We start from the raw sequence: 22,255 nt of genomic DNA on the forward strand, positions 1-22,255 counted from the left end.
TTCCAAGGCTTGGCTTTTCCGTGTCGTTTCCATTGCCTAACATGCCGCTCGAAACCGGGGAGAACCGCATGGTTCGGAAGCTTGTCCTGCTGGCGATCGTGGCTACCGTCGTGGGTCTTGCGATCTTCTGGTTCGTGACCATACCAGGGACCGTGCCTGCGAGCGCGCTTGGCGCCTATCAGGCCAATATCGATAACGGTCGGGCGATGTTCTATGCTGGCGGTTGTGCGTCATGCCATGCCACGCCCGGCCAGGACGACAAGCTTCAACTCGGCGGCGGGCTCGCCCTGCATTCTCCGTTCGGCACCTTCCATGCACCGAATATCTCGCCCGATCCGAAGGCCGGTATCGGCTCCTGGACGGAACAGCATTTCGTCAATGCGATGTTGAAAGGTACGTCCCCTGGCGGCTCGCATTATTTCCCAGCCTTTCCTTACACATCCTATCGCATGATGACGCTGGCCGATGTCCGCGATCTTTTCGCATATATGAAAACGCTGCCGGCAGTGCAGACAGCATCCCGCGCCCATGACGTGCCGTTTCCGTTCAACGTTCGCAGATCGCTGGGTGGCTGGAAAATGCTGTTTTTCCACGATGAGCCGTTCAAGCCGGACCCGACCAAGTCCGAGCAATGGAACCGGGGGGCCTATCTGGTGAATGGTCCTGGCCATTGCGTCGAATGTCACTCGCCGCGCAATTTCATCGGCGGCATCAAGGCCGGCCAGCACTTCGCGGGAGGACCAAATCCGGAAGGGAAGGGTTGGGTGCCCAACATTACCCAAGCCCGGCTCAAGGATTGGTCGGAGGCCGACTTCGAAAGTCTCCTTGAAAGCGGGATGACGCCGGAGGGCGACTCGGTTGGCTCCAACATGGCTCCCGTTGTTCGCAACACCTCGCAGCTTTCGCCGGAAGATCGCGCGGCGATGGCGGTTTATCTGAAATCGCTGGCGCCTGTTGAGGGGCCAAAACGCCCCGAGACGAAATAGTCGCCCTGCATCCTTGGCATGCGGCGCAGGGGGGTTGTCCGCGCCGTGCCTTTCAGCGACAGAGAGACGCGCCGCATAAAGCGGTCGATTTCCTGTCGCCAGCGCCTGCCGGGGCGCATTTCTTTCAATGAACCCCTACAAGGCCATTCTGTTCACGCTGATCTCGTCGATGCTGTTTGCATCGATGTCGTCGCTTGTGCGCTTTCTGGGCGAGACATTCCCCGTGGGGCAAATGGTGTTCTTCCGCGCATCATTTGCGGTCATACCGGTGCTGCTGTTGCTTGCTTTCCGGAAGGAAGTCTCGCAGGCTTTGCGGACGCGCCGGCCTTTCGGCCATGTTGGCCGCGGTTTTTTCGCTGTGGGCGGCATGTTCCTCAATTTTGCGTCTTTAGCGCGTTTGCCAATCATCGATGCGACCGCGATCTCGTTCACATCGCCGTTGATCACGGTGGTATTTTCGGCCGTCTTCCTCAAGGAGAAGGTGCGCCTCTATCGCTGGTCCGCGGTGGTCATCGGCTTTGTTGGTGTTGTGGTGATGCTGTGGCAGCAGTTCGATCTGTCACGTTACGCCAACATGGCGACGGTGACTGCGACGGCAACGGCGGTCGGCGCGATCTGCGGGTTGTTGGCGGCTACGTTCAATGCCGGTGCGGTGATCCAGACGCGGCGTCTGACCGACAGTGAGACGACATCGTCGATCGTGTTCTATTTTTCGATTATCTGTGCGCTGGCTGGTCTTGCCACGCTGCCATTTGGCTGGGTAGCACCGACGCCCATCCAACTCACGGCCCTGATCGCGACCGGCCTGATCGGCGGGCTCTCGCACATCTTCCTCACTGAAAGCTACCGCCATGCGCCGCAATCGGTGGTCGCGCCGTTCAATTATTCGACGATGATTTGGGCCGTGATTTTCGGTTACGTCTTTCTCGGCGAGGTGCCGACGACACTGGTGCTGACTGGCGCCGCTATCGTCGCTGCGGCAGGGCTGTTCGTCGTGTATCGCGAGCGCCAGCTCGGCAAGCGGCAGATCGATGTGCCGCCAGCACCGTAATCCTGCGCAATCTCAGAAGGCCTTGAAGGTAATGATGGTCAGCGTGTCCTGGATGCCGGGGATCACCTGAACTTTCTCGTTGACGAAGTGGCCGATATCGACCGACGGGTCGAGATAGAACTTGACGAGCAGATCGTAATGCCCCGCCGTCGAATAGATTTCCGACGCGATTTCGGCGTCCGCAAGGGCATTGGCAACCTGATAGGATTTGCCCATGTGGCATTTGATCTGAACGAAGAAGGGGACCATTTTAAGCCTCCGGAACAGCGCGACATCAATACGATCCGACGGATGACACGCTTATTGAGCGGCCTGCAATCCAGCAAAAACCTCATCAGTTGGCAAGGACATCCGTCGGCTTAAGCGGTCCATCGCAGGGCCAGTACCATAATGGCGCTGGCCGCGATCCATGAACCGAGAATGCGGGTGCCGATGCGCCGCCAGACCTGAGGTCCGGAGGCAGACAGAAAGGTTATGACCACGAGAAGCAATGCTGCTGCGAGAATAGTCCCGACCAGAGACAAGATCGTATCCTGCGACGACAGCACGGCGGGAACGGAATCGAACGTCAAAGCCGCGGCGACGCATATGGCCAACACGATGATCATGGCCAATGGCACCGGCACGGCCGCGGCCAGCAGCAATCCCGCAAAGCCCGCAAGTGACAGGACGATCAATTCGGCATTCACGGCGCTGAAGGCCATCGTCACCAGCACGACGGAAAGGACGGCAACCGCGACGAACATGGCGATTACAACCAGGCGCGCGCGGAAATTCAATGCGCCGGTGAGGCAGCCCAGCGCGACAAGGGCGAGCACATGCGCAGGCACCAGAAGGGGATGCATGACGCCGCCCGAAAACCCGCCGATGCCTTCGACGATCGTGTGGGCTTGCGCAAAACCTGCTGACAGCGACAGCAGAACGGCGGCTCTTGCCGCCGCGCGGGCCTTCATATCAGGCGGCCAAGAAAGACGACGCCGGCCAGCGCAATGACACCACCTGCTGCGCGCACCGCATAGCGTCCGGCCGGCCATTGCGCGAGCAGGCCGAAGGCGATGCCGGCGAGATGGAGAAGGCCGGTGGCGATGACGAAGCCTAGCGAATAGGCCACGGCATCTGCGCCATCCGGCAACTCGGCGCCATGCGCATAGCCGTGGAAGATCGCAAAGGCGCCGACGAGCAAGGCCGCGATGAAAAGATGCGGCTTGGCTGCCAGCGCGACCATCAGGCCCAGCACCACGGCCGAAGCCGCGATACCGAATTCGATGCCCGGCAACGGAATGCCGAGGATACCGAGCGCACCGCCAAATGCCATCACCAGCGGAAAGACGACCGGCAAAATCCAGATCGCCGGCGTGCCCAGAAACGCCCCCCATAATCCGACCGCCAGCATCGCGGCGACATGATCGAGGCCGAGCAGGGGGTGCATGAAGCCGCCCGTAAAGCCGCCGGTCAGGCCTTCGCCGGTATGGGCGAAGGCGGGCGCTGTCATCATCAGGACGGCGGCGACAATTGCGATGCGTTTCATGCGTCTGGATCTTACGGGAGAACCGGCATCCTCACGCTATGCGGCCTTGCGAATAGCAGTAACGCTCGCGCCGCGAATGAGATCGATCAGCGCCATCGGATCGGGGGGCAACGTGTCGCCTCGCCATGCGATGTGCTGATCCGGTCGCACCAGTGCGAGCTTGTGCCGATAGAGGTCACCGGCCAGGTCCTGCGGCACGTCAACAACGGTCAGCGGCACGCCGCGTTTTGCAGCAGCCTCTACCAGCCCTGTCACATCGACAGCTTGATCGAAGCGCAGGACCGAATAATCCGGCCCGAGCGCGTCGTAGAGTGAGCGCCCATCCGGCAGGAACACATGCGGCGCCCGGCAGCCGGGCACAGTCGACGGCGTGAAGTCGTACATGGTGTAAGCTGGATGCTGGCCGTCGTCATAAGCGATGACCGGCGACTGCGAATAGAAATAGCCGAAGTTCAATCCGCCGCAGCAATATTGGTTCACGTTGAGGTCATAGGCTTCTTGGCCGACGCGGGCACGTGCCGCATCGCCTTCCGGCCCTTCCATTTCTACTTCCGGGGGCGTTGATTTGCGCTGACGCATATTCTTCAGCGCCATGTCCATCGCGAATTGCGACACCTGCTCGGTGATCGGCTGGCGCTCGCGCTCATAGGCATCGAGCAAGGATTCAGGAGCCCAGCCGTTCAGCACGGCCGCCAGCATCCATGACAGATCCATCGCATCGGCGATGCCGGCATTCATGCCGTAACCGGCATAGGGAATCCACAGATGCGCAGCGTCGCCAGCGATGAAGGCGCGACGATCGCGGAATTTATCGGCCACGAGGCGCCGCCCGACCCAGTCTTCCTTGGATAGAACTTCGTATTCGAAATCGGGACCGACGCCGAGAATGGTGCGTAACGCCCAGTCGCGATCGATGGAATCGAAATCCGGTTCGCCATCGTAGAGATGATTGTGCAGAAGCCATGTTTCCTTGCCGTCGATGGCGACCAGCGTGCCCGTGCGGCGTGGGTTAAGCGACAGATACATCCATGCGCGTTCGCCAGGCATCATCGACAGAAGCTTGGGAGCGCGAAAATAAGTCGACTGCACGCGCTGGATCACCGGCGTTCCCGACAATTGTGCGCCAATCTTGCGGCGGATGGTCGAACGTCCGCCGTCGCAGCCGACCAGATACGCGCCTGTGATCGTGAAGGTCTCGCCACTGTCAAGGTCTCGCGCGGTCGCGACGACACCCGTCTCGTCCTGCACGAAATCTTCGATCTCGGTCCGGTTCAGAATGCGAATGTTTGGCTGCGCCGCGGCATGTTCGAACAGGACAGGCTCGAGATAGATCTGGTTGATCCGGTGCGGCGGCTCTGCCGTCGGCCACCAGGTATCTGGCCCACCTTTGGCCGTGTAGCGTTCGTTGCGCGCGGGGATGGGAATACGCGCCATCTCGATCCCGGTCGATGTCGTACGATACGATGCATCATTCGGGTAGTCGGCGGGCAGGCCTGCATTGCGCACTTTCTCCACGAGTCCGAGACGGCGGAACACTTCCATGGTCCGCGCTGAGACGTGGTTGCATTTCACGCTTGGTGGTTCGCCCGGGTAACGTGTCTCGGCGACAATGACGTCGATGCCGCGCCAGGCCAGATCCATGGCGAGTGTCATTCCAACGGGGCCGGCGCCGACAATGATGACACGGGCCTGAAGTTTGCTGTGCTGCATGGGCTCTTACGCTATGTTTCCTCGAGCATGATTGTTGTTTTTTACCTGAATATCAGGCTGATTTCATTCTTGCAGATTTAGTTGTGATGCACAACAATAGCGTTCTGCAATCGTAATGCAGGCACATAAGCGAATAACAAGAATGATGGTGGGAGGAAGATGATGGGCAGACTCGCGCAATTGTTTGTCGTGGCTGCGATTGCTCAAATGAGCATAATTGGCGTCGCGCAGTCTCAGGCGAATTATCCCAACCGGCCGATCCGGCTCGTTGTCACTTTCCCGCCGGGCGGCAGCACCGACACCCTTGCCCGCGCCATGCAGCCGCATCTGGAAAAGAGTTTGGGGCAGCCGATCGTCATCGACAACAGGCCCGGGGCGGGCGGTGACATTGGCGTCGATGCCGTCGCCAAGGCGGCACCCGATGGCCACACCATCGGCATCGGTGCGGCGGGCGCGCTCTCGGTGAATATCAGCCTCAAGGACAAGATGCCCTACGATCCGCAAAAGGATCTGGCGCCGATCACGCTGCTGACGGCCATCCCCTTTGTGATGGTGGCTGGCCCGGGCTTTCAGGGCAAGTCGCTGGCCGATGTTGTGAAGATGGCAAAGGCGGGCGAGGGGAAACTTGCGATTGGCCATGGTGGCAACGGCACGGCCATGCATCTGTCGTCCGAACTGTTCAATCATCTGACTGCAGCAAAAATCCCGCTCGTGCCTTACAAGGGCTCTGGTCCGGCAACCCAGGATGTCGTGGCCGGTCACATCCCGCTGGCCATCGTCGATGTGCCGTCCTCCCAGGCGATGATCAAGGAGGGGAAGATCCGGGTGCTCGGCGTGACCAGTCTCAAGCGCGACAGCCATCTGCCGGATGCGCCGACCTTCATCGAAGGCGGTATCAAGGACTATGAATCGATCGGCTGGTTCGGTCTGATCGCGCCGGCCGGCACACCGCCCGACATCATCAAGAAGCTGAATGAGGCGTTCGTTGCCGCCATGAACGATCCCGTGGTGAAGGAGCGCATCTATCAGGGCGGGGCGGAGGCGCGGCCGACGACGCCGCAGGAATTCGGGGCCTTCATCAAGAGCGAAACCGACAAATGGGGCGCCATCATCAAGGCCGCCGGCGTCAAGCTTTCGAACTGATCCAGCCATGATATGCGCAGCTTGCATTGGAGGATTTAGCGGCTAAAGATCGTGCGATCTCATGGGGTGCGCGGCGGATCGGCCGCCGTGCTGAGAGGCCATCCGGCCAACCCATCGAACCTGATCCGGGTCATGCCGGCGGAGGGAGTGAGAGATGCACGCGCCACAGAGCGACCTGCCCGACATTGCTGCCGATACGTTGGAGCGTTTGCGCGCGTGGGCAAAGGTTTCCTCATGACGCCGATTGCCGTCACCATTGCAGGGTCGGATTCCGGGGGCGGCGCCGGCATTCAGGCCGACCTGAAAACCTTCTCGGCGCTCGGCGTCTATGGTGCTTCCGTCATTGCTGCCTTGACGGCGCAGAACACCAGGGGCGTGACGGGCATTCATGACGTGCCACCGGATTTCGTCACGGCGCAGATCGATGCGGTGTTCTCCGATCTCGATGTCGGTGCGGTCAAGATCGGCATGCTGTCCAATCCTGGCGTGATCCATGCCGTTGCTGACGGGCTTGTCCGATTCGCACAGGAGAAGGTGGTACTCGATCCGGTGATGATCGCGGCGTCCGGCGATCGCTTGCTGGCGGGAGAGGCGATCCAGGTGTTGCGCGAGGTGCTGATCCCGAAGGCAATGGTGATCACGCCCAATCTGCCGGAAGCTGCGGCCTTGCTTGAAGCACCGATGGCGCAGAACGAAAGCGAGATGCGCGAGCAGGGCGAAAAGCTGTTGGCCATGGGCGCGCGTGCTGTGCTGATGAAGGGTGGCCACGCCTCGGGGCCGGAGAGCGTCGATCTCTTGATCGAGCCAACTTCTGTCGCGCGTCTTGCCGCCGAGCGGTTCGAGACGCAGAACACACATGGCACCGGCTGCACCTTGTCGTCGGCAATTGCGGCAGGGCTTGCCAAGGGTTTGCCGCTCGCTGACGCCGTGCGCGAGGCCAAGGCCTATATCACCGCCGCGATCAAGGCGTCCGATCAGCTCACCATCGGCCATGGCCACGGACCGGTGCATCATTTTCATGCGTGGTGGTGAAACCTCTCCCCGCTGAAGCGGGGAGAGGCGAAGGAAGCGCGCCGCTTACTTCTTCAATTCCACCAGCTTCTGCTTCTGTTCGCCAAGCCCTTCGATGCCGAGCGTGACGACATCGCCGGCCTGCAGGAATTTCGGCTCCGGCTTCATGCCGAGCGCGACGCCGGGCGGGGTGCCGGTGACGATAATGTCGCCGGGCTCCATGACGAAGAATTGCGAGCAATACCAGACAAGGTGTTCGACACCGAAGATCATCGTTTTGGTGTTGCCGGTCTGGCGGCGTTCGCCATTGACGTCGAGCCACATGTCGAGGTTCTGCGGGTCCTTGATCTCGTCTTTGGTCACGAACCACGGGCCGATCGGGCCGAAGGTCTCACAGCCCTTGCCCTTGTTCCACTGGCCGCCGGAGCGGTCGATCTGGAAAGAGCGCTCCGACACGTCGTTGGACACGAAATAGCCCGCGACAGCGCTCATCGCCTTGCCCTTGTCGAGATAGCGCGCGCGCTTGCCGATGACGATGCCGAGCTCGACCTCGTAATCCATCTTGGTGGATTCTTTCGGGATCACGGTGTTGTCGTTCGGTCCGCAGATCGAGGTCGGCGCCTTGTTGAAGATGATCGGCTCCTTCGGGATCGGCATGCCGGCTTCGGCGGCGTGATCGGAATAGTTCAGGCCGATGGCGATGAAGTTGCGCACATGGCCGATGCAGGCGCCGAGCCGCGGCTTGCCGGGCACAACCTTGAGCCGGTTGATATTCGCCTTCTTGATCTTGGCGAGGCCGCCGTCGGCCAGCATGGCGCCGTCGATGTCAGGCACGATGCGCGACAGGTCGCGGATTTTACCCTCGGCATCGATGATGCCGGGTTTCTCGCGGCCCGCCGGGCCGTAACGCACGAGCTTCATGTTTCCCCCAAAAGGTTTGAATGCGCGGACTATGCGTCGGGAGAGGGGCGAGGAGCAAGACGTTAGACATGCGTCATCGCCCCTGTTGTTTAGCGGCGCGGGGTACGCCGTCGTCCAAACCGCCGCTTGATGCCCTTCAAATGAAGGGCGCGCGGAACGCCGGGCTCTCAGCCTGCCCGCGGCCCCATGCGCAAGTGTGAGTAAAGCGCATGAGATTGGTCGCACCACGAACCGCCGAAAAGCTTCGGCGTTCCGCGCGCGGTGTTTGAGGCTTACTCTGCGACAACCCCGGAGGACAGACACCGTGGACCGGACGACACCGGGCGGCTCTTCTTGTTATCCTCCGCTGGTGACCCACGGCCGGTGAGCCGGATCATCGCAGCTTGGGCCTCCGCTGCATGCGATACGTCCTTCGCACCCAACGGCCACCGCACCGCGTCTCACGACGCTCATGAAACGCCCCTTCAGCGGGACAGGATTTAGGAAAAAAATCATATACTGGGGAGGATGTCAAGTGTTAATCCGGCCCCATCCTTCGAGACGCATTGCTTCGCAATGCTCCTCAGGATGAGGCCGGTAAATAGCTGTCGTCCCCGCGAAAGCGGGGATCCATACGCCGTGACATTTCGATCGTGGTTGCTCTTCGTCACAACCAATAAGCAGAGGTGGTTATAGGTCCCCGCCTGCGCGGCGACGACAGAGCTATTGTGTGGAGCTTGCCGAGCTACGCCGTGTCACGGCTCATCGGTGAGTTCGAGATACTTTTTGTAAAAAGGCATGCCCTTGCTGTCGTCGCGATCTGAATCCCATCTCACAAAGCAGATGTCGCCGTATTCCTTGATCACGGTTCCGGCATCGTTCTTCGACTTTGGAAATGCCGCATTCTTCCGCACGCGCGCCCCGATGCGGATTCGAGGATCATGGAGGGAGGGAGCCGGCTTCGGCTTTGACGGCGGTCGAGCCTCCGCGGCCTTTCGGTCAAGCTCCTTCTGACGCTTGGCAAGAAGTCGTCTTAGTCTTTCATTGATCGTAAAGCACGGCATCGCTCAGGACACATTGCTGATGAGGTTGCTGCAGCACGTGCTTCTACACACCTGAGTTGTTCTTGCTTCTACACAGATGCGTTATTTTTGGTCTTGCTTCTACACAGCTGCGTTATTTTCGGCTCGTGGCGCCGCCGATGAAGCGGCGCAGCCGGGGCGGCTGGATGGCCACCCCGCTCTCAATTCGGCTGATATAAACCCAGCCTAACGGATCACCTCGATGACGCGGCGTTCTGCCGGGTCGACCAGGAAGATGTCGCGATCGCGAACGATGTACCGGTAGCTGCGAATTTCCGGCACCTCGGTATAGACCGTGTCAGGGAAGCTTTCGATCTCGACGGTCTCCGGCAGTTCGTCGCCGACCACGATCTCACGATCCATCGTGGTGACCTGACCGCCGCTGCCGGTCGTGCGCCGCTCGGTCGCGCCGCGGCGGATTACGTCACGCTGCTTGTCCGTCAGGGTCAGCTTGCTGCGCGAGACGGACGCCGCCCGGCCACTGCGACGGCGCTGGTCGATCACCGTCACGATCTTTTTCGTGCGCGGCTCGACAATGACGATCTCGTCCTCCACCAGCACGAAGCTGTAGCCCCGATACTGCGGATAGACTGCGACGATCGCCGGCGTCACCGGATAGAGGCGAACAGAGGCGGGAACGGCTGTGCCCACAGACACCGAGAAATTCACGTTGCGAACAGGTTGGACATTAGCTTGCCGGATCGAGGTTGAAATCCGCGTGCGCTCCTGCTCGGTCGGCTGCGCCGCTTGCCGGTTGCTGTCGCCGGAACGTGCGCTGTCACGGGCGCTCTCGCCTGTTCGATTCTGCGGTGACCGTGCGTCGTCCTGCTGTCTCTGCCGATCGGGGGCAGCGCGCTGCTGTGTGCGATCGGTGTCGCGCGACTGGGTTCGCTGATTGTTTCGCATGCGCTCTGTGTCGCGCGATTGCATCTGCTGTTTACCAGGACCGCGATCCACGTCCTTAGACTGCGACCGCTGTTTCTGCTGCGACTTCGGCTGCGACGGTGATTGCCCCTCACGATCCTGCGCCGCGCCTGGCTTGCTGGTGCCGGCAGGCGTGTCAGTGTCTTGCCGCTCAGTGTCTTGCCGCTCAGTGTTTTGCCGCGGGCTCCCCTGGCCTGTGGTATCGCGCTTTTCCGACCGGTCCTGCATGCGCTGACGACGGTCCTGCTGGGCCGATGGCTGGCTGCTGCCGGGACTCTGTGATTGCGTTGCGGCGGGGCGATCCTGCGATTTCGACGGCATCTGCTCTTGCGCAGCGGCTGGTATCGCAAGAATTGTGGCCGCAGCAGTCGATAACAGGAGCGGTTTGAGCGCGAACGATTCCCCTTTGCGTTTCATCTTGTTGTTCCTCCGGTTGGTGCGTGTCCCGTCTCAACATCCAACAGCCGAAACATTTCAACGTTCCGAAAACATGGAATGCGCACCGGCGCATAACACATGGAGTTCACCCATAAGGAGAGCCCATAAGTTTCATCCATAGGTTCCACCTTGAACTTTCGTTCAGCAATATTCGCGGAACGGCGCATGTGATTCCGCGGTTGATTTGCTGTTCAAGAAACCAAGGAGGACGCCATGAAACGCCGTGTTTTGACAGCCGTTCTCGCGATAGCTTTCTCGACTGCGGCTTTTGCGCAGACCACGGACTATTACGTGGTTCAGGATGTGAAGACGAAAAAGTGCACCATCGTCGATAAGAAGCCCGAGACGACGACCGAGGTTACGGTTGTCAGCAATGGTGTCTACAAAACGCGGACCGAAGCTGAAACCGGCATGAAGTCCGTTAAAGTCTGCAGCTCGAACTAATTCCTCTTCCAGAAGGGATTGAGTATCCGGCGAAGGGCCTGCAGCTTGGACTCACGCTCTCATCGATCGGTCGACACTTGCGGATATTTGGAACGTGCAGAGCGTGGTGGCGTTAGGGGAGGGGCATAACCGGGAGAGAGTTCCATGAAGACCGTGGCTTTATTGACGCTAGGACTCATCGCGTTTTCAGCAACGCCATTGCTTGCGCAGGGGTCGTCCAAATCGGCACCCGGTCAACAGATGCAGCAAACGCCGCAAAAAGAGGACAAGGGCGCCTCAAGCGTCGCTCCGGGTCGGAAAATGCAACAGACCCCAAAGAAAGAACCGCGCGGCGCGTCGTCATTTGCACCCGGCCAGACGACAGGTTCGGGCGGCAAGTCCAAGAAAACAAAGTGAGGTCGATTAAAGCGTTTTCGAGCGAAGTGAGTACCGGTTCGCGTGAAGAAAACGCGTCAAAACAAGAGCGAGAGTTCCGGCTTTGATTCCATCAAAGCCGGAAGGGCTCGAGCTTTCGGCCCGCTTCGGTCACTTGAAATGCCGGTGCGGGCCGACCATTTGCCGCCTCTCGTCATTGCTTGTGTTTATCGCGATGCTGATTGGTCTCTTGTGATCGCGTTGGTGTCTCTTGCGATCGCACGCTGGCGCGCCGCTTTGTTTCCTCAGCGTCGTGTCGGCGAACAAGGCGTCAAATTCCGGATCTTCGTCGCCAAGGCACCAGGCTCTCCAGCGATCCTGGAATGCCATTTCGCAGTGGTGGCAATGCGCTTCAAAATTGCGGCGCTCCGTTGCCGTGAGTGTGGCCCGGCAACCGGGCAATGGCGCCCGCCCCATACATATGAATGTCCGGTTCGGCATGAAGTCCTCGCAGGCTCGGAATCGAATCACCTCCAAGCAGCGTGACATTCTGGCATGCAACCGGCCACTCGAATGTCATAATATAGGACATCGGCTTGGACGAGAACTGAACAAATTCAGAGCGTTTGGAGAACCCCAAATTTATTCCCCGGCACTCCAAAAAATATTGATGGTGGCGAGGGCGGAAATGTTTACGGCTTTGTCGAAGGCTTCGCAGCCATGAGGATTTTCATCGGTATCCTGGTCTCCCTGCTTTTGTTGCTGGCCATGGATTCTTACTGGCTGGGCGGGAAATACTTCAACACGCTGACGATATTCGTCGACACCGTGACGATACTGGGAGGCCGCTGATCTCGAAAACGCTGGGCATGTCACGCGAAATGAGATCATTGCGTTTCGTCGCTCGATCGTCTCAGAGGCCGGTCTCGATCGCACGGCCGCATCCACACGAATGCCGCAATCACCCCGCCCACAAGCGCCATCACCGCCATCGCAGCATATCCGGCAACGCCAATCGTTTCGTAGAGGAGGCCGGCCAGCAGCATGCCAAGGCTGAGGGTGATGCCTTGCATCACCGAGAAATAGCCCTGGGCCGTCGCGCTCTTTCCGTCATGCGTCGTGTGCGTGATGTAGGCGATGGCGCCAAGATGCGAGGCGCCGAAGGACAGGCCATGCAGGCACTGCAGCAACGGCAGGCTCCATCCGGGTGGGTCGAGCGCCATGATGCCCCAGCGAAGGACGCCGCCGGCGGCACCGATCATCAGCATCGGCACGCCGCTGAGCCAGGGCGGCAGCCGGCTGGACAGTGCGAACAGAACGATCTCGGCGATCACGCCGAGCGCCCATAAGGCGCCTATGGCGACGCCATCGAAGCCCGCCGCCTTCCAGGCGATGGTCGAGAAGCCGTAGTAGAAGGCATGGCTCGACTGGACGAGGCTCGCGGCCGCCACCACCGCCACGAAGCGCGGATCGCGCCAGAGCGGGCGGCTGGCGTTCGGATCGTCCTTCACGGCATGTACGGTCGGCAGGGGCAGGAGCCAGAGCGAGGTGACCGCGATGCCGATGGCCGCCGCCGCCAGCAGCCAGATCAACTGGCGCGCGTCGATCAGGTCGAAGGCGATGCCGGCACCGAGATTGGCAAAGATGAACGAGATCGATCCCCAAAGCCGCACCGGGCCGTAAGCCTTGCCCCTCGTGCGCAGGCCGCGCAGCGCATAGGCATCGAGCAGCGCCATGGCCGGTGTATGCGCGAAAGCGGCGAAAACCGTAAAGGCGACGATCAGGAGATGGGTCGGTGCGAGGCCAAGCGCGGTGAATCCGAGCGCGGTTGCACAGGCGCAGATGATGATGACGCTGCGCAGCGGAAATCCGCGTTCGGCCGCCCGCGTCGTCACCGGCACCGAAATGATGCGCAGAAGCGCCGTCGCCGACAGGATGGCGCCGACCTGGCCGGCATCGAACCCCTTGGCCTGCAGCCAGACAGGGAAGAACGGCAGGTGGATCCCGATCAGGATGCAGGACACCGCGTAGAAAAACGACGTCCTGAGCGCGAAGCCGTCGGTGGATAAGTGCCGTTCGTGAGCCATTCGTCAGCTTGGGACCAGTGGCCTTGAATCGGCCTTCACAATCATAGCGTCGATACCACGAATCTGGTCTGCATTGGCGTCATGCGCAGCCCGTCAGATCAGCCCCCGGCCTTGACCAACCGGACGCCGCCTGCGGCGGATTCGGACTATGACAGTATCCACGCCGCAGTGATGGAGACCGTGCGCGGCCGCTGGTTTCTCTCCGAATATGCCCGCCGCAACCGCCAGGCCGATACCGATGTGCTGCTCAGAGCCATCGGGCGGATCGAGTCGTTCGTCGAGGAGCAGGTCCGGCATCACGCTCCGGAGCCGGTCCCGAGCGAGAACAACGATAACCGGCCGGCGTTATCCGACGATGCGCCGGCCACCGAACCGTTTTTCGTGCCGAAGGACAAACTCGAAGGAGCCAATGCTGACCTGGTGCTGGTCCGCGAGCACATCCGCAATATCACGGACAGTCTGATCGAGTGCGGTGCGCCGTCGTTTCTGACCAACGATTTGAAACGCCGCCTGGGCGACATCGCGCGCATCTGCACGGATCTTGGTGAGATCGCCAAGGTGGCGCAGCCGGCACCGGACGAGGTTGTTGTTGCGACGGATGAGAGTGCTTCGGTTCAGGAGCACCTGGTTGAGGAGGCGCCGGAGACCGAGGCTTTCGCCCAGCCCAACGACGCCTCCGACGTGCTCGTATCGAAGCCCGAACCGCAACCGCAGCGCGATCCCTTTGCCGATATCCGCGCTTTGTCGGATGTCGAGAAGATCGCGCTGTTCACCTGATCGCGGACGACGAGCTATCTCCCATCGAAGCCACTTCACACCGGCTTCGGATTGCGTTCCTGGAAGCCGCGCTGATGCCAGTAGGGATAAACCGGCGTCACGTCGCTGGCGGCATCGAGCTTGTCGATCTGTTCTTTTGTCAACGACCAGCCGACCGCGCCGAGATTCTGCTGCAACTGCTCCTCGTTGCGGGCGCCGACGATGACGGTCGACACTGTCGGGCGTTGCAGCAGCCAGTTCAGCGCGATCTGCGGAATGCTCTTGCCGGTTTCCTTCGCCACCTCGTCAAGCGCATCGACGACGCGGTAGAGATACTCGTCATCGACCTGCGGGCCATATTGCGCCGTGTCATGCAGGCGGCTTTGCTTCGGCAGCGGCTGGCCGCGGCGGATCTTGCCGGTGAGGCGGCCCCAGCCGAGCGGCGACCACACCACGGCGCCGATGCCCTGATCGAGGCCGAGCGGCATCAGCTCCCATTCATAGTCGCGGCCGATCAGCGAGTAATAGGTCTGGTTGGCGACATAGCGCGGATAGCCGTAGCGATCTGCGGCGGCAAGCGACTTCATGATGTGCCAGCCGGAGAAGTTCGATACGCCGACATAACGGATCTTGCCGTCGCGCACGAGCGTATCGAGCGTGGAGAGCACTTCCTCCACCGGCGTCATCGCGTCGAAGCCGTGCAACTGGAACAGATCGATATGATCGGTGCCGAGCCGCTTCAGCGATGCATCGATGGTCGAGAGCAGGTGGAAGCGCGAGGAACCGACCGCATTGGGTTCGTCGTTGAAGCGGAAGGTGGCCTTGGTCGAGATCAACACCTTGTCGCGGCGGCCCTTGATCGCTTCGCCCAGCACGCGCTCGGATTCACCCGTCGAATAAACGTCGGCGGTGTCGAACATGGTCACGCCGGCATCGAGGCAGATGTCGATGAGGCGGCGCGCGCCCTTGGCATCGGTGTCGCCCCAGGCGCTGAAGAGTTCGCCCTTGCCGCCGAAGGTGCCGGCGCCGAAGCTCAGGGCCGGTACGGTGAGGCCGGATGCACCCAGTCGTCGGTATTCCATCATTGTCACTCCTGTAAAATCAAATCGTCCGTTAGAGAGGGTCGGCCGGGCAGGACACCGCGACACGTGCGGGGGTAACGCGCGTCTCACGGCGTTGGCTCCACAGCGCCACGGCAAAGGCGGCGAGCGGCACCAGCGCTGCGACCGCTGTGACCGCGCCGAGGCCCGGCCCGTAATCGATCACCACACCGCCAAGCCAGGCGCCGATGGCGTTGCCGAGATTGAACGCACCGATATTGAAACTCGAGGCGATCGCCTGACCCGCGCCCGAAGCGCGCTCCAGCACCCACATCTGCAACGGCGCGACGGTTGCGAAAGCGGCCACACCGAACAAGCCGATGAATGCCACCGCTGCGAAACGATCATGGATCGCGAAGGTCAGCGCAAACAACACAACCGAGAGCGCGATCAGGCTGCCCAGCATGGTTGGCACAAGGCGCCGATCAGCCAGCTTGCCGCCGAGAAGATTACCGACCACGAGACCGGCGCCGAATACCAGAAGGATCGGCGATACAGCTGCTTCCGAGAAGCCGGTGATGCGGGTGAGGATCGGCGCGATATAGGTGAAGCCTGCAAACACACCGACCCAGCTCAGGACTGTCGTCAGCAAGCCAAGGAGCACAGGCGTGCGGCCGAGCACAGCGAGGTCGCTACGCCAGCTGCCGTCTGCTTCCGGCGCATCGTCACGCGGGACCAGCCATACGATGACGGCGAGTGCAAGCAGGCCGATCAGTGTCACCGCCCAGAAGGTCGAACGCCAGCCGAACGCCTGGCCGAGCCAGGTGCCGAACGGTACGCCGAGAATGTTGGCGACGGTCAGGCCGGTGAACATGATGGCAATCGCCGATGCCTTCTTGTCGGGGGCGACAAGGCTGGTCGCGACGACCGATCCGATGCCGAAGAACGAGGCATGCGCGAAGGCGGTGAGAACGCGCGCTGCCATCAGCGACCAGTAATCGGGGGCCAGCGCGCAGGCGGCATTGCCGATCGTGAAGATGACCATCATCGCGATCAGCAGCGTCTTGCGCGGCCAGCGGCCGGTCAGCGCCGTGAGCAGGGGCGCCCCGACGACGACGCCGAGCGCATAGCCGGAGATCAGCAGCCCGGCGGCGGAAATGGACACTTGGAGGTCGGCACTGACCTCCAGCAGCAGGCCCATGATGACGAATTCAGTAACGCCGATTCCGAAGGCGCCGGCGGCAAGCGCATACAAGGCAAGGGGCATTGGGAAGGTCAGTCCTGGCTGTCCGGTAGAGGTGAGGAACTGGCCAAATGGACACGGCATCACCTGTGAACTAGTGTGCGCCAAAGAACATGACATGTGAGATCAATTCACGATAAGGCTGACCCCGCCATGGCCCGTCTGGACGTCAACCGGTCCGGTGAAATCGAGGTTTTCGCCCGGGTCGTGGAACTGGGCGGCTTTTCCGCGGCTGCCCGGGCCTTCCGGATGACCCCGTCGGCCGTCAGCAAGCTGGTGGCCCGTCTCGAGGCGCGGCTCGGCGTCCGCCTCGTCAATCGCTCGACCCGCAAGCTGCAACTGACCGCCGAAGGCGCGGCGTTCTACGAGCGGGGCGTCCGCATCCTGAGCGATATCGATGCCGCCGAACAGGAAGCGTCGGCGGGGGCGGCGCCGCGAGGGCGCCTGCGGATCAACACCAATGTGGCTTTTGGCTATGGCTTCCTGCTGCCCTTGATGCCGGGATTTCTGGACGCTCATCCCGGCATCTCGGTCGACATCGCTCTGACGGATACGGTGGTCGATCTCCTGGAGGAACGGGCGGACGTCGCCATCCGCGTCGGTCCCTTGCGCGATTCAAGCCTGATGACCCGCAAGCTGGGCGAAAGCCGCAATGTGGTGGTGGCGTCACCGGAATATCTTGAGACGCATGGCGTGCCGCGCACGCTCGATGACCTGCTGAAGCATAACCGGCTCGGCTTCAGCTTCACGCGGATCTTCGAGGGCTGGCCATTCCTGGATGTTGCGGGCGACATCGTGCGTGTGCCGCCGGTCGGGAATGCCTTGGTCAGCGATGGTGATGCGATGCGTCATCTTGCGCTCGCCGGTCTTGGTATTGCGCGACTCTCCGCGTTTCACGTCAATCACGACGTCGCTGCAGGGCGGCTCTTGACTTTGCTGGACGATCTCAATCCCGGCGATGTCTCGCCGATCACGGCGATCTTCGCGGGGCAAAGCGGATACGTGCCGGCGCGCGTGCGGGCATTGCTGGATTATCTGGTGGAGAATGTGAGGTTGGATTGATGCGGGATCGGATTAGTTCGACGACTGAAAGCGATAGCCGCGTGGATTGACGCCCATGATATCGCGGAAGCGGCGATTGAACGTCGAGAGATCGTCGAAACCGCAATCGAGTGCGATGGTGGAAATCGGTTCCTTGGTCCGTCTTATACGCACAGCGGCCCGATGCAGTCGCATGCGCAGTACATATTGATGGGGCGTCATGCCGACGATCCGGCGGAATGTGCGCAGGAAGTGATAAGGGCTCATCGCCGCTTCATGCGCAAGCGTCGTCAGCGGAAATCGTTCACCGGCTTTGGCTTCAATGCGTTGGATCGTCTCGGCAATTCTGCGAATGTCGCGCGGGGAGGGAGCGCGTTCTTTTGCGGCGGCGTTGCGCAACATCGTCGCAACACCGCCGGCCAGTCTCACAGCAGCTTCCTCAAGCGCAGATATGTCATTTTCGTCGCGCGCCGTTTCCGCATCGGCAATCACGCGTGCAAACCGAGGCAGGCATGGCAGCCGCGCTATGTCGAATTCGGCTTTGCCGGCTCCTGACACGGCCGAAACGGCAGCCTCGTGAAAGCGCTGCGTGAAGTGGAACGACAGGCAACGATCGCCTGTCGCATGTTCATGGCCGCATTCGAAGCAGGCGCCGGCATTGCCAAGCAGCAGCGTGCCTGGCGTCATCAAGGCCTCACCCTGCCGTGTGCGATAACGAAAAGTGCCGGATGTCACGATGGCAATGCAGACTTCATCGTGCATTTCCTCAAAGGGTTTGTCGGCTGGCCCTGATGTGCAGATAACATCCTGCACCCGCCATTCCGGCCCAGAAGCCACCAAGGTCGAATTCGTGCTCATCGATGAAAAATAGCAACTTTTCCCAAGAGGCGGAGAGGAGATCGTTTTAGAATTTCGAGATGATCAATCCAGTCAGGCTATTCCATGTCGATGCCGAAATTCGAAAATTTTGTTGCTGCCTTGCAAGCTCCCGGACCTGCAGCCGATCGGGCTGCCGGCATGTCTCTGTACGGCTGGCTGATCGGCGACTGGACGATGGATGGCATCGTCTATCTGGATGACGGCACGACGCATCGTGATCGCGGTGAGATCCATTTCAACTGGGTTCTCGAAGGCCGCGCGATTCAGGATGTGTGGATTTTTCCGGGCGTCTTCTTCGGGACGACATTGCGAGTTTACGATCCTGGCCTCGATGCTTGGCACATCCTGTGGAGCGACCCGCTCAAACAATACTACACGCGCCAGATCGGACGCGCGCATGGCGAGGACATCGTCCAGGAGGGCAGGAACGATCAGGGCGAGCCGATCCGCTGGCGTTTCACGAAAATCACGCCGGACTCGTTTCACTGGATCGGCGAGCGCAAATCCGGGGATGTTTCCGATTGGCAAATTCAGGCGGAGTTTTTTGCGCGGAGAAGGGAGCAATGATTCAACAATCGACCTGTCTCCGTTCGTCCCCGCGAAAGCGGACGAAGATTTTCAAGTCTGGGTTCCCGCTTTCGCGGGAATGAACAGAAGATAAGTTCGATCGAAATTGCTGGATCGCGCTATTCGGCTCTCACATTCATCACGCGGGTGAGCTCGCCCCAGCGGGCAAGATCATTCTTGGTTGTGCGGCCGAGTTCCTCCGGCTTGTCGGCAACGACAGGAAGACCGGCTTCCTCAAGTTTGCGCTTCACCTCGGGGTTGTTGAGCGCGAACACCAGTTCGCGATTGAGCGTGTCGATCACCGTCTTTGGTGTCTTCGCGGGTGCATAGAAGGCCAGCCACGATGTCGCTTCGAAACCCGGCACGGTTTCGGAAATCGTCTGCACATGCGGTATGCCTGAAAAACGCTGTTTCTCACCGATGCCGAGGATGCGCAGCGCGCCGTTCTTTTCATGTTCAAGCATGGTGACGATGGTGGCCACGACCGACTGGATATGGCCGCCGAGCAGATCGTTCATGGCCGGGCCGCCGCCCTTATAGGGCACGTGAACCAGTTCGATACCGGTGGCGCGATTGAGCAGCAGGCCGGCCATGTGCTGCGGACTGCCGATGCCGGCCGTGCCGTAATTGACCGTCTTCGGATTCTTTTTCACGTACGCGATGAACTCGGGCACGGACTTCGCCGGCACTGATGGATGCACGGCGAGACCGAGAATGCCGCGAACGGCGGTCGTTATCGGCGCAAAATCCTTGACCGGATCGAACGGCATTTGCTGGATGTGCGGGGTGATCGTCATCAGCGCGTTGGTGGCCAAAACAATGGTGTGACCATCGGGATCGGATCGCGCGACCGCCATCGTGCCAATACTGCCGTTGCCGCCCGGACGGTTCTCGACAATGACTGGCTGTTTCAATCGCTCCTGCAGGATCGGCTGGACGAGCCTTGCCACTTGCTCCGTTGATGCGCCGGGCGGATAGGGAAGGACGATGGTGATCGGCTTGTTGGGAAAGTCCTGTGCCGGTGCTGCGCCGATTGCGCCAAACATTGCAAGACAGGCCAGCAAAGCGGCCCTTTTGAACAACATCATCGTCATTCCCTCCCACGGGATTCATGCGGACCCTTGCGCAGTTCACGCGGTGAACCGAGCGGGCGCTCTTAATTTCGCTATAGCGAATTATTTATCGATGTAACGAATTTAACGGATCGCGCAAAACGCAGCAAGCCGCGCCCCCGGGGAATACCGGAGACGCGGCCTTTATCTGTGCGGTTGTGATGTGCGGCCTTTCGGCAGGCGTCGCGCTAGTGCGCTAGCGCGCCCGCCGCTGCGACGTTGCCGGTACCGTGCCGGTGGTCGCCGGCTTGCCGCCGCCGAAGATGAGGCGTGTCGGGTTTTCGTCGAAGTTTTTCACCGCACGATCGATCGTGTAGAGCGTGCGCCGTCCATCGGCCGCCAGTGCATCGATCTTTTTGTCGAGATTTTCCGCCGTCGCCTTGATCGCACGCACCGCTTCCGGCACGTCGCCTTTGCCGTCGGGGCCGCCGATGAGATTGTCGACGCCGGCCAGGATGTTGTCGATCTTTTCCGAGTTGCGCGACAGCGTCTCCGAGAAGGCTTCCACATTGGTGGCCGTCTTTTCGAAGCTCTGGATTGTCTTCGTAAGCGAATCCGAATTCTTCGAGAGCACATCCGAAAGCACTTCCGTGAAGGTCTCGATGTTGCGCAGCGAGTTCTTGAGCGCTTTCTCATTGTCAGCCAGCACAGAATCGATGCGCCGTGCGACATCGCGCGCCGCCGCCATCATGTCCTGCGACGAACTTGAGCCAGCCGTCAGAACCGGAATGTCGTCGAGTTTCGTGGTGACAGGGCCAGCTGTCGGCGAGCCGCCGCGCAAGGCCAGCACGGCAATGCCGGTCAGGCCCTGCGTATCGAGGCTGACCTGCGTGTCGGCCCGCACCGGTGTGTTGGCATCGACGGAGATGGTGGCGAGCGCCTGTTTCGGATCCCGCGGATCGAGCGTCAATTGGGTGACTTCACCAACGCGAATACCGTTGAACGAGACGGTCGCACCGGAGCGCAATCCACCGATCGGACCCTCGAACACAACACGATACAGCATGCGCTCGCCGGTGCCGCCGACATGATGGAACCAGTAGACGAACCCGAACGCGCCAAAGATGACGGCGAGGGAGAACAATCCGATCAGAATATAATTTGCTCTGGTTTCCATAGTCCCTCACATCGTCGCGCCAACGCGCCCGCGTTTGCCGCGGAAATATGCTTTCAACCAAGGATGCTCCGAAGCGAGCATTGTCGACATCGGCCCTGCGGCAATCACTTTGCCATCGGCAAGCACGGCAATTCGGTCACAGACGGAATGCAGAGAGTCGAGGTCATGGGTTACCATGAAAACCGTCAGCCCCAAAGTGCGCTGCAGGGTGCGGATCAGGTTGTCGAATTCGCCGGCGCTGATCGGATCGAGGCCCGATGTCGGCTCGTCGAGAAACACGATCGCCGGATCGAGCGCCAGGGCGCGGGCGAGGGCGACGCGCTTGATCATGCCGCCGGAGAGTTCCGACGGCATCTTGTTCAGCGCTTCCGGCGGCAGGCCGACCATTTTCAGTTTGGCCGCGGCGATCTCGTCGAGCAGCCGCGGCGACAGTTTGAGATATTCGCGCATCGGGAATTGCACGTTCTGGCGCACCGTCAACGCCGAGAACAGGGCGCCGTGCTGGAACAGGATGCCCCAGTGCCGCTCGATCAGTTGGTCGCGCAGTTCCTTGGCCCTGGAGAATTCCTGGCCGAACACTTCGATGGTGCCTTCGCTCGGCTGAATAAGGCCGATCATGGTGCGCAGGAGCACAGACTTGCCAGCGCCGGATGCGCCGACAAAGCCGAGAATTTCGCCGCGCTTCACGTCGAAATTCACGCCCTTCAAAACTTTCTGACGCTTGAAATTGACCTGCAGGTTGCGCACCCGCAGTGCGATATCCTGCGAAATGTCGAGCGTCGCCGGCGCTTCGTCATCGAAAAGCGAGAGAACATTATCGGTGATGGACATGGTGTCTTTCG

Annotated in this window: 25 protein-coding genes and 1 riboswitch; of the genes, 11 read left to right on the forward strand and 14 right to left on the reverse strand. The window is 60.7% G+C overall.

Features of this window, described 5'->3' with window-relative positions:
- Positions 1-68: 68 nt before the first annotated feature.
- Complete coding sequence (locus CAK95_RS17810) at positions 69-986, forward strand: cytochrome c (protein ID WP_086089125.1); 918 nt, start codon at positions 69-71, stop codon at positions 984-986.
- A gap of 127 nt (positions 987-1,113) precedes the next feature.
- On the forward strand, positions 1,114-2,037 hold the full coding sequence (locus CAK95_RS17815) for a DMT family transporter (protein ID WP_086089126.1): 924 nt from the start codon (positions 1,114-1,116) through the stop codon (positions 2,035-2,037).
- Between the two features lie 12 nt (positions 2,038-2,049).
- Here CAK95_RS17815 and CAK95_RS17820 read toward each other — a convergent pair whose 3' ends face one another.
- The 4 genes from CAK95_RS17820 to CAK95_RS17835 all read right to left on the reverse strand — a co-directional run bounded on the left by CAK95_RS17820 (position 2,050) and on the right by CAK95_RS17835 (position 5,275).
- A complete protein-coding gene (locus CAK95_RS17820; RefSeq protein ID WP_086089127.1) occupies positions 2,050-2,286 on the reverse strand; it encodes an Lrp/AsnC family transcriptional regulator in 237 nt (78 codons plus the stop codon).
- Between the two features lie 110 nt (positions 2,287-2,396).
- Positions 2,397-2,990, reverse strand: coding sequence for a HupE/UreJ family protein (locus CAK95_RS17825; protein ID WP_157699664.1), 594 nt, complete (start codon positions 2,988-2,990; stop codon positions 2,397-2,399).
- Positions 2,987-3,565 (reverse strand): HupE/UreJ family protein, encoded by a 579-nt coding sequence (locus CAK95_RS17830; RefSeq protein ID WP_086089129.1) that lies wholly within the window; start codon positions 3,563-3,565, stop codon positions 2,987-2,989. The genes CAK95_RS17825 and CAK95_RS17830 overlap by 4 nt, the downstream gene beginning before the upstream one ends.
- A gap of 36 nt (positions 3,566-3,601) precedes the next feature.
- Positions 3,602-5,275 (reverse strand): FAD-dependent oxidoreductase, encoded by a 1,674-nt coding sequence (locus tag CAK95_RS17835; RefSeq protein ID WP_086089130.1) that lies wholly within the window; start codon positions 5,273-5,275, stop codon positions 3,602-3,604.
- A 159-nt stretch (positions 5,276-5,434) separates the two neighbouring features.
- On the opposite strand from CAK95_RS17835, the gene CAK95_RS17840 reads away from it, so the two are divergent.
- Both CAK95_RS17840 and thiD read left to right on the forward strand, forming a co-directional pair.
- Positions 5,435-6,418 (forward strand): Bug family tripartite tricarboxylate transporter substrate binding protein, encoded by a 984-nt coding sequence (locus tag CAK95_RS17840; protein WP_245303447.1) that lies wholly within the window; start codon positions 5,435-5,437, stop codon positions 6,416-6,418.
- Between the two features lie 52 nt (positions 6,419-6,470).
- Positions 6,471-6,583: riboswitch (TPP riboswitch) on the forward strand.
- Positions 6,584-6,652: 69 nt separating this feature from the next.
- Complete coding sequence (gene thiD / locus CAK95_RS17845) at positions 6,653-7,450, forward strand: bifunctional hydroxymethylpyrimidine kinase/phosphomethylpyrimidine kinase (protein ID WP_086089132.1); 798 nt, start codon at positions 6,653-6,655, stop codon at positions 7,448-7,450.
- 45 nt (positions 7,451-7,495) lie between these two features.
- On the opposite strand, the gene CAK95_RS17850 is transcribed toward thiD, so the two are convergent.
- The 3 genes from CAK95_RS17850 to CAK95_RS17860 all read right to left on the reverse strand — a co-directional run bounded on the left by CAK95_RS17850 (position 7,496) and on the right by CAK95_RS17860 (position 10,752).
- Positions 7,496-8,350, reverse strand: a complete 855-nt coding sequence (locus tag CAK95_RS17850) for a fumarylacetoacetate hydrolase family protein (protein WP_086089133.1) — start codon at positions 8,348-8,350, stop codon at positions 7,496-7,498.
- 734 nt (positions 8,351-9,084) lie between these two features.
- On the reverse strand, positions 9,085-9,243 hold the full coding sequence (locus tag CAK95_RS29295; protein ID WP_157699665.1) for a hypothetical protein: 159 nt from the start codon (positions 9,241-9,243) through the stop codon (positions 9,085-9,087).
- Between the two features lie 354 nt (positions 9,244-9,597).
- On the reverse strand, positions 9,598-10,752 hold the full coding sequence (locus tag CAK95_RS17860) for a DUF1236 domain-containing protein (protein WP_086089135.1): 1,155 nt from the start codon (positions 10,750-10,752) through the stop codon (positions 9,598-9,600).
- A 234-nt stretch (positions 10,753-10,986) separates the two neighbouring features.
- Between CAK95_RS17860 and CAK95_RS17865 the strand changes: the two genes are divergently transcribed.
- The 4 genes from CAK95_RS17865 (at position 10,987) to CAK95_RS30215 (ending at position 12,423) form a co-directional block, all read left to right on the forward strand.
- On the forward strand, positions 10,987-11,217 hold the full coding sequence (locus CAK95_RS17865) for a hypothetical protein (RefSeq protein ID WP_086089136.1): 231 nt from the start codon (positions 10,987-10,989) through the stop codon (positions 11,215-11,217).
- Positions 11,218-11,361: 144 nt separating this feature from the next.
- Positions 11,362-11,613, forward strand: coding sequence for a hypothetical protein (locus CAK95_RS17870; protein WP_086089137.1), 252 nt, complete (start codon positions 11,362-11,364; stop codon positions 11,611-11,613).
- A gap of 42 nt (positions 11,614-11,655) precedes the next feature.
- Positions 11,656-12,117, forward strand: a complete 462-nt coding sequence (locus tag CAK95_RS29710; protein WP_210190723.1) for a hypothetical protein — start codon at positions 11,656-11,658, stop codon at positions 12,115-12,117.
- A gap of 174 nt (positions 12,118-12,291) precedes the next feature.
- Positions 12,292-12,423: a hypothetical protein gene (locus CAK95_RS30215; protein WP_280949821.1), complete on the forward strand. Its 132-nt coding sequence runs from the start codon at positions 12,292-12,294 to the stop codon at positions 12,421-12,423.
- A 35-nt stretch (positions 12,424-12,458) separates the two neighbouring features.
- On the opposite strand, the gene CAK95_RS17880 is transcribed toward CAK95_RS30215, so the two are convergent.
- Positions 12,459-13,658 (reverse strand): MFS transporter, encoded by a 1,200-nt coding sequence (locus CAK95_RS17880; protein WP_086089139.1) that lies wholly within the window; start codon positions 13,656-13,658, stop codon positions 12,459-12,461.
- 81 nt (positions 13,659-13,739) lie between these two features.
- On the opposite strand from CAK95_RS17880, the gene CAK95_RS29635 reads away from it, so the two are divergent.
- Positions 13,740-14,435 carry a hypothetical protein gene (locus tag CAK95_RS29635; protein ID WP_183044147.1) on the forward strand — a complete coding sequence of 232 codons (696 nt, stop codon included), beginning with the start codon at positions 13,740-13,742 and terminating at the stop codon, positions 14,433-14,435.
- A 35-nt stretch (positions 14,436-14,470) separates the two neighbouring features.
- Here the strand turns inward: CAK95_RS29635 and CAK95_RS17890 are convergent, their stop codons facing one another.
- Together CAK95_RS17890 and CAK95_RS17895 are read right to left on the reverse strand one after the other, a co-directional pair.
- Positions 14,471-15,496: an aldo/keto reductase gene (locus CAK95_RS17890; protein WP_086089140.1), complete on the reverse strand. Its 1,026-nt coding sequence runs from the start codon at positions 15,494-15,496 to the stop codon at positions 14,471-14,473.
- 31 nt (positions 15,497-15,527) lie between these two features.
- Positions 15,528-16,721, reverse strand: coding sequence for an MFS transporter (locus CAK95_RS17895; protein WP_086089141.1), 1,194 nt, complete (start codon positions 16,719-16,721; stop codon positions 15,528-15,530).
- Positions 16,722-16,850: 129 nt separating this feature from the next.
- Here CAK95_RS17895 and CAK95_RS17900 point away from each other — a divergent pair, with 129 nt between their 5' ends.
- Complete coding sequence (locus CAK95_RS17900; RefSeq protein WP_086089142.1) at positions 16,851-17,759, forward strand: LysR family transcriptional regulator; 909 nt, start codon at positions 16,851-16,853, stop codon at positions 17,757-17,759.
- 12 nt (positions 17,760-17,771) lie between these two features.
- Here CAK95_RS17900 and CAK95_RS17905 read toward each other — a convergent pair whose 3' ends face one another.
- Complete coding sequence (locus CAK95_RS17905) at positions 17,772-18,551, reverse strand: helix-turn-helix transcriptional regulator (RefSeq protein WP_342587959.1); 780 nt, start codon at positions 18,549-18,551, stop codon at positions 17,772-17,774.
- A gap of 135 nt (positions 18,552-18,686) precedes the next feature.
- Between CAK95_RS17905 and CAK95_RS17910 the strand changes: the two genes are divergently transcribed.
- Complete coding sequence (locus CAK95_RS17910; RefSeq protein ID WP_086091496.1) at positions 18,687-19,184, forward strand: hypothetical protein; 498 nt, start codon at positions 18,687-18,689, stop codon at positions 19,182-19,184.
- 119 nt (positions 19,185-19,303) lie between these two features.
- Here CAK95_RS17910 and CAK95_RS17915 read toward each other — a convergent pair whose 3' ends face one another.
- The 3 genes from CAK95_RS17915 to CAK95_RS17925 form a co-directional block, all read right to left on the reverse strand.
- On the reverse strand, positions 19,304-20,272 hold the full coding sequence (locus tag CAK95_RS17915) for a Bug family tripartite tricarboxylate transporter substrate binding protein (RefSeq protein WP_157699666.1): 969 nt from the start codon (positions 20,270-20,272) through the stop codon (positions 19,304-19,306).
- A 220-nt stretch (positions 20,273-20,492) separates the two neighbouring features.
- Complete coding sequence (locus CAK95_RS17920) at positions 20,493-21,413, reverse strand: MlaD family protein (RefSeq protein ID WP_086089145.1); 921 nt, start codon at positions 21,411-21,413, stop codon at positions 20,493-20,495.
- Positions 21,414-21,419: 6 nt separating this feature from the next.
- A complete protein-coding gene (locus CAK95_RS17925; RefSeq protein ID WP_086089146.1) occupies positions 21,420-22,244 on the reverse strand; it encodes an ABC transporter ATP-binding protein in 825 nt (274 codons plus the stop codon).
- Positions 22,245-22,255: the final 11 nt, after the last annotated feature.

The organism is Pseudorhodoplanes sinuspersici (genome assembly GCF_002119765.1).
In the GTDB taxonomy this organism is placed as follows: domain Bacteria; phylum Pseudomonadota; class Alphaproteobacteria; order Rhizobiales; family Xanthobacteraceae; genus Pseudorhodoplanes; species Pseudorhodoplanes sinuspersici.

Excerpts from the sequence above, each read along its gene's own strand:
- CAK95_RS17820 (WP_086089127.1), bottom strand. The coding sequence starts at position 2,286 with ATGGTCCCCTTCTTCGTTCAGATCAAATGCCACATGGGCAAATCCTAT.
- CAK95_RS17830 (WP_086089129.1), bottom strand. The coding sequence starts at position 3,565 with ATGAAACGCATCGCAATTGTCGCCGCCGTCCTGATGATGACAGCGCCC.
- CAK95_RS17925 (WP_086089146.1), bottom strand. The coding sequence starts at position 22,244 with ATGTCCATCACCGATAATGTTCTCTCGCTTTTCGATGACGAAGCGCCG.
- CAK95_RS17810 (WP_086089125.1), top strand. The coding sequence starts at position 69 with ATGGTTCGGAAGCTTGTCCTGCTGGCGATCGTGGCTACCGTCGTGGGT.
- CAK95_RS17895 (WP_086089141.1), bottom strand. The coding sequence starts at position 16,721 with ATGCCCCTTGCCTTGTATGCGCTTGCCGCCGGCGCCTTCGGAATCGGC.
- CAK95_RS17840 (WP_245303447.1), top strand. The coding sequence starts at position 5,435 with ATGATGGGCAGACTCGCGCAATTGTTTGTCGTGGCTGCGATTGCTCAA.
- CAK95_RS17815 (WP_086089126.1), top strand. The coding sequence starts at position 1,114 with ATGAACCCCTACAAGGCCATTCTGTTCACGCTGATCTCGTCGATGCTG.
- CAK95_RS17870 (WP_086089137.1), top strand. The coding sequence starts at position 11,362 with ATGAAGACCGTGGCTTTATTGACGCTAGGACTCATCGCGTTTTCAGCA.
- CAK95_RS17900 (WP_086089142.1), top strand. The coding sequence starts at position 16,851 with ATGGCCCGTCTGGACGTCAACCGGTCCGGTGAAATCGAGGTTTTCGCC.
- CAK95_RS17880 (WP_086089139.1), bottom strand. The coding sequence starts at position 13,658 with ATGGCTCACGAACGGCACTTATCCACCGACGGCTTCGCGCTCAGGACG.
- CAK95_RS17825 (WP_157699664.1), bottom strand. The coding sequence starts at position 2,990 with ATGAAGGCCCGCGCGGCGGCAAGAGCCGCCGTTCTGCTGTCGCTGTCA.
- CAK95_RS29635 (WP_183044147.1), top strand. The coding sequence starts at position 13,740 with ATGCGCAGCCCGTCAGATCAGCCCCCGGCCTTGACCAACCGGACGCCG.
- CAK95_RS30215 (WP_280949821.1), top strand. The coding sequence starts at position 12,292 with ATGAGGATTTTCATCGGTATCCTGGTCTCCCTGCTTTTGTTGCTGGCC.
- CAK95_RS17865 (WP_086089136.1), top strand. The coding sequence starts at position 10,987 with ATGAAACGCCGTGTTTTGACAGCCGTTCTCGCGATAGCTTTCTCGACT.
- CAK95_RS17835 (WP_086089130.1), bottom strand. The coding sequence starts at position 5,275 with ATGCAGCACAGCAAACTTCAGGCCCGTGTCATCATTGTCGGCGCCGGC.
- CAK95_RS17915 (WP_157699666.1), bottom strand. The coding sequence starts at position 20,272 with ATGATGTTGTTCAAAAGGGCCGCTTTGCTGGCCTGTCTTGCAATGTTT.
- CAK95_RS17850 (WP_086089133.1), bottom strand. The coding sequence starts at position 8,350 with ATGAAGCTCGTGCGTTACGGCCCGGCGGGCCGCGAGAAACCCGGCATC.
- CAK95_RS17890 (WP_086089140.1), bottom strand. The coding sequence starts at position 15,496 with ATGGAATACCGACGACTGGGTGCATCCGGCCTCACCGTACCGGCCCTG.
- CAK95_RS17910 (WP_086091496.1), top strand. The coding sequence starts at position 18,687 with ATGCCGAAATTCGAAAATTTTGTTGCTGCCTTGCAAGCTCCCGGACCT.
- thiD (WP_086089132.1), top strand. The coding sequence starts at position 6,653 with ATGACGCCGATTGCCGTCACCATTGCAGGGTCGGATTCCGGGGGCGGC.
- CAK95_RS17920 (WP_086089145.1), bottom strand. The coding sequence starts at position 21,413 with ATGGAAACCAGAGCAAATTATATTCTGATCGGATTGTTCTCCCTCGCC.
- CAK95_RS17860 (WP_086089135.1), bottom strand. The coding sequence starts at position 10,752 with ATGAAACGCAAAGGGGAATCGTTCGCGCTCAAACCGCTCCTGTTATCG.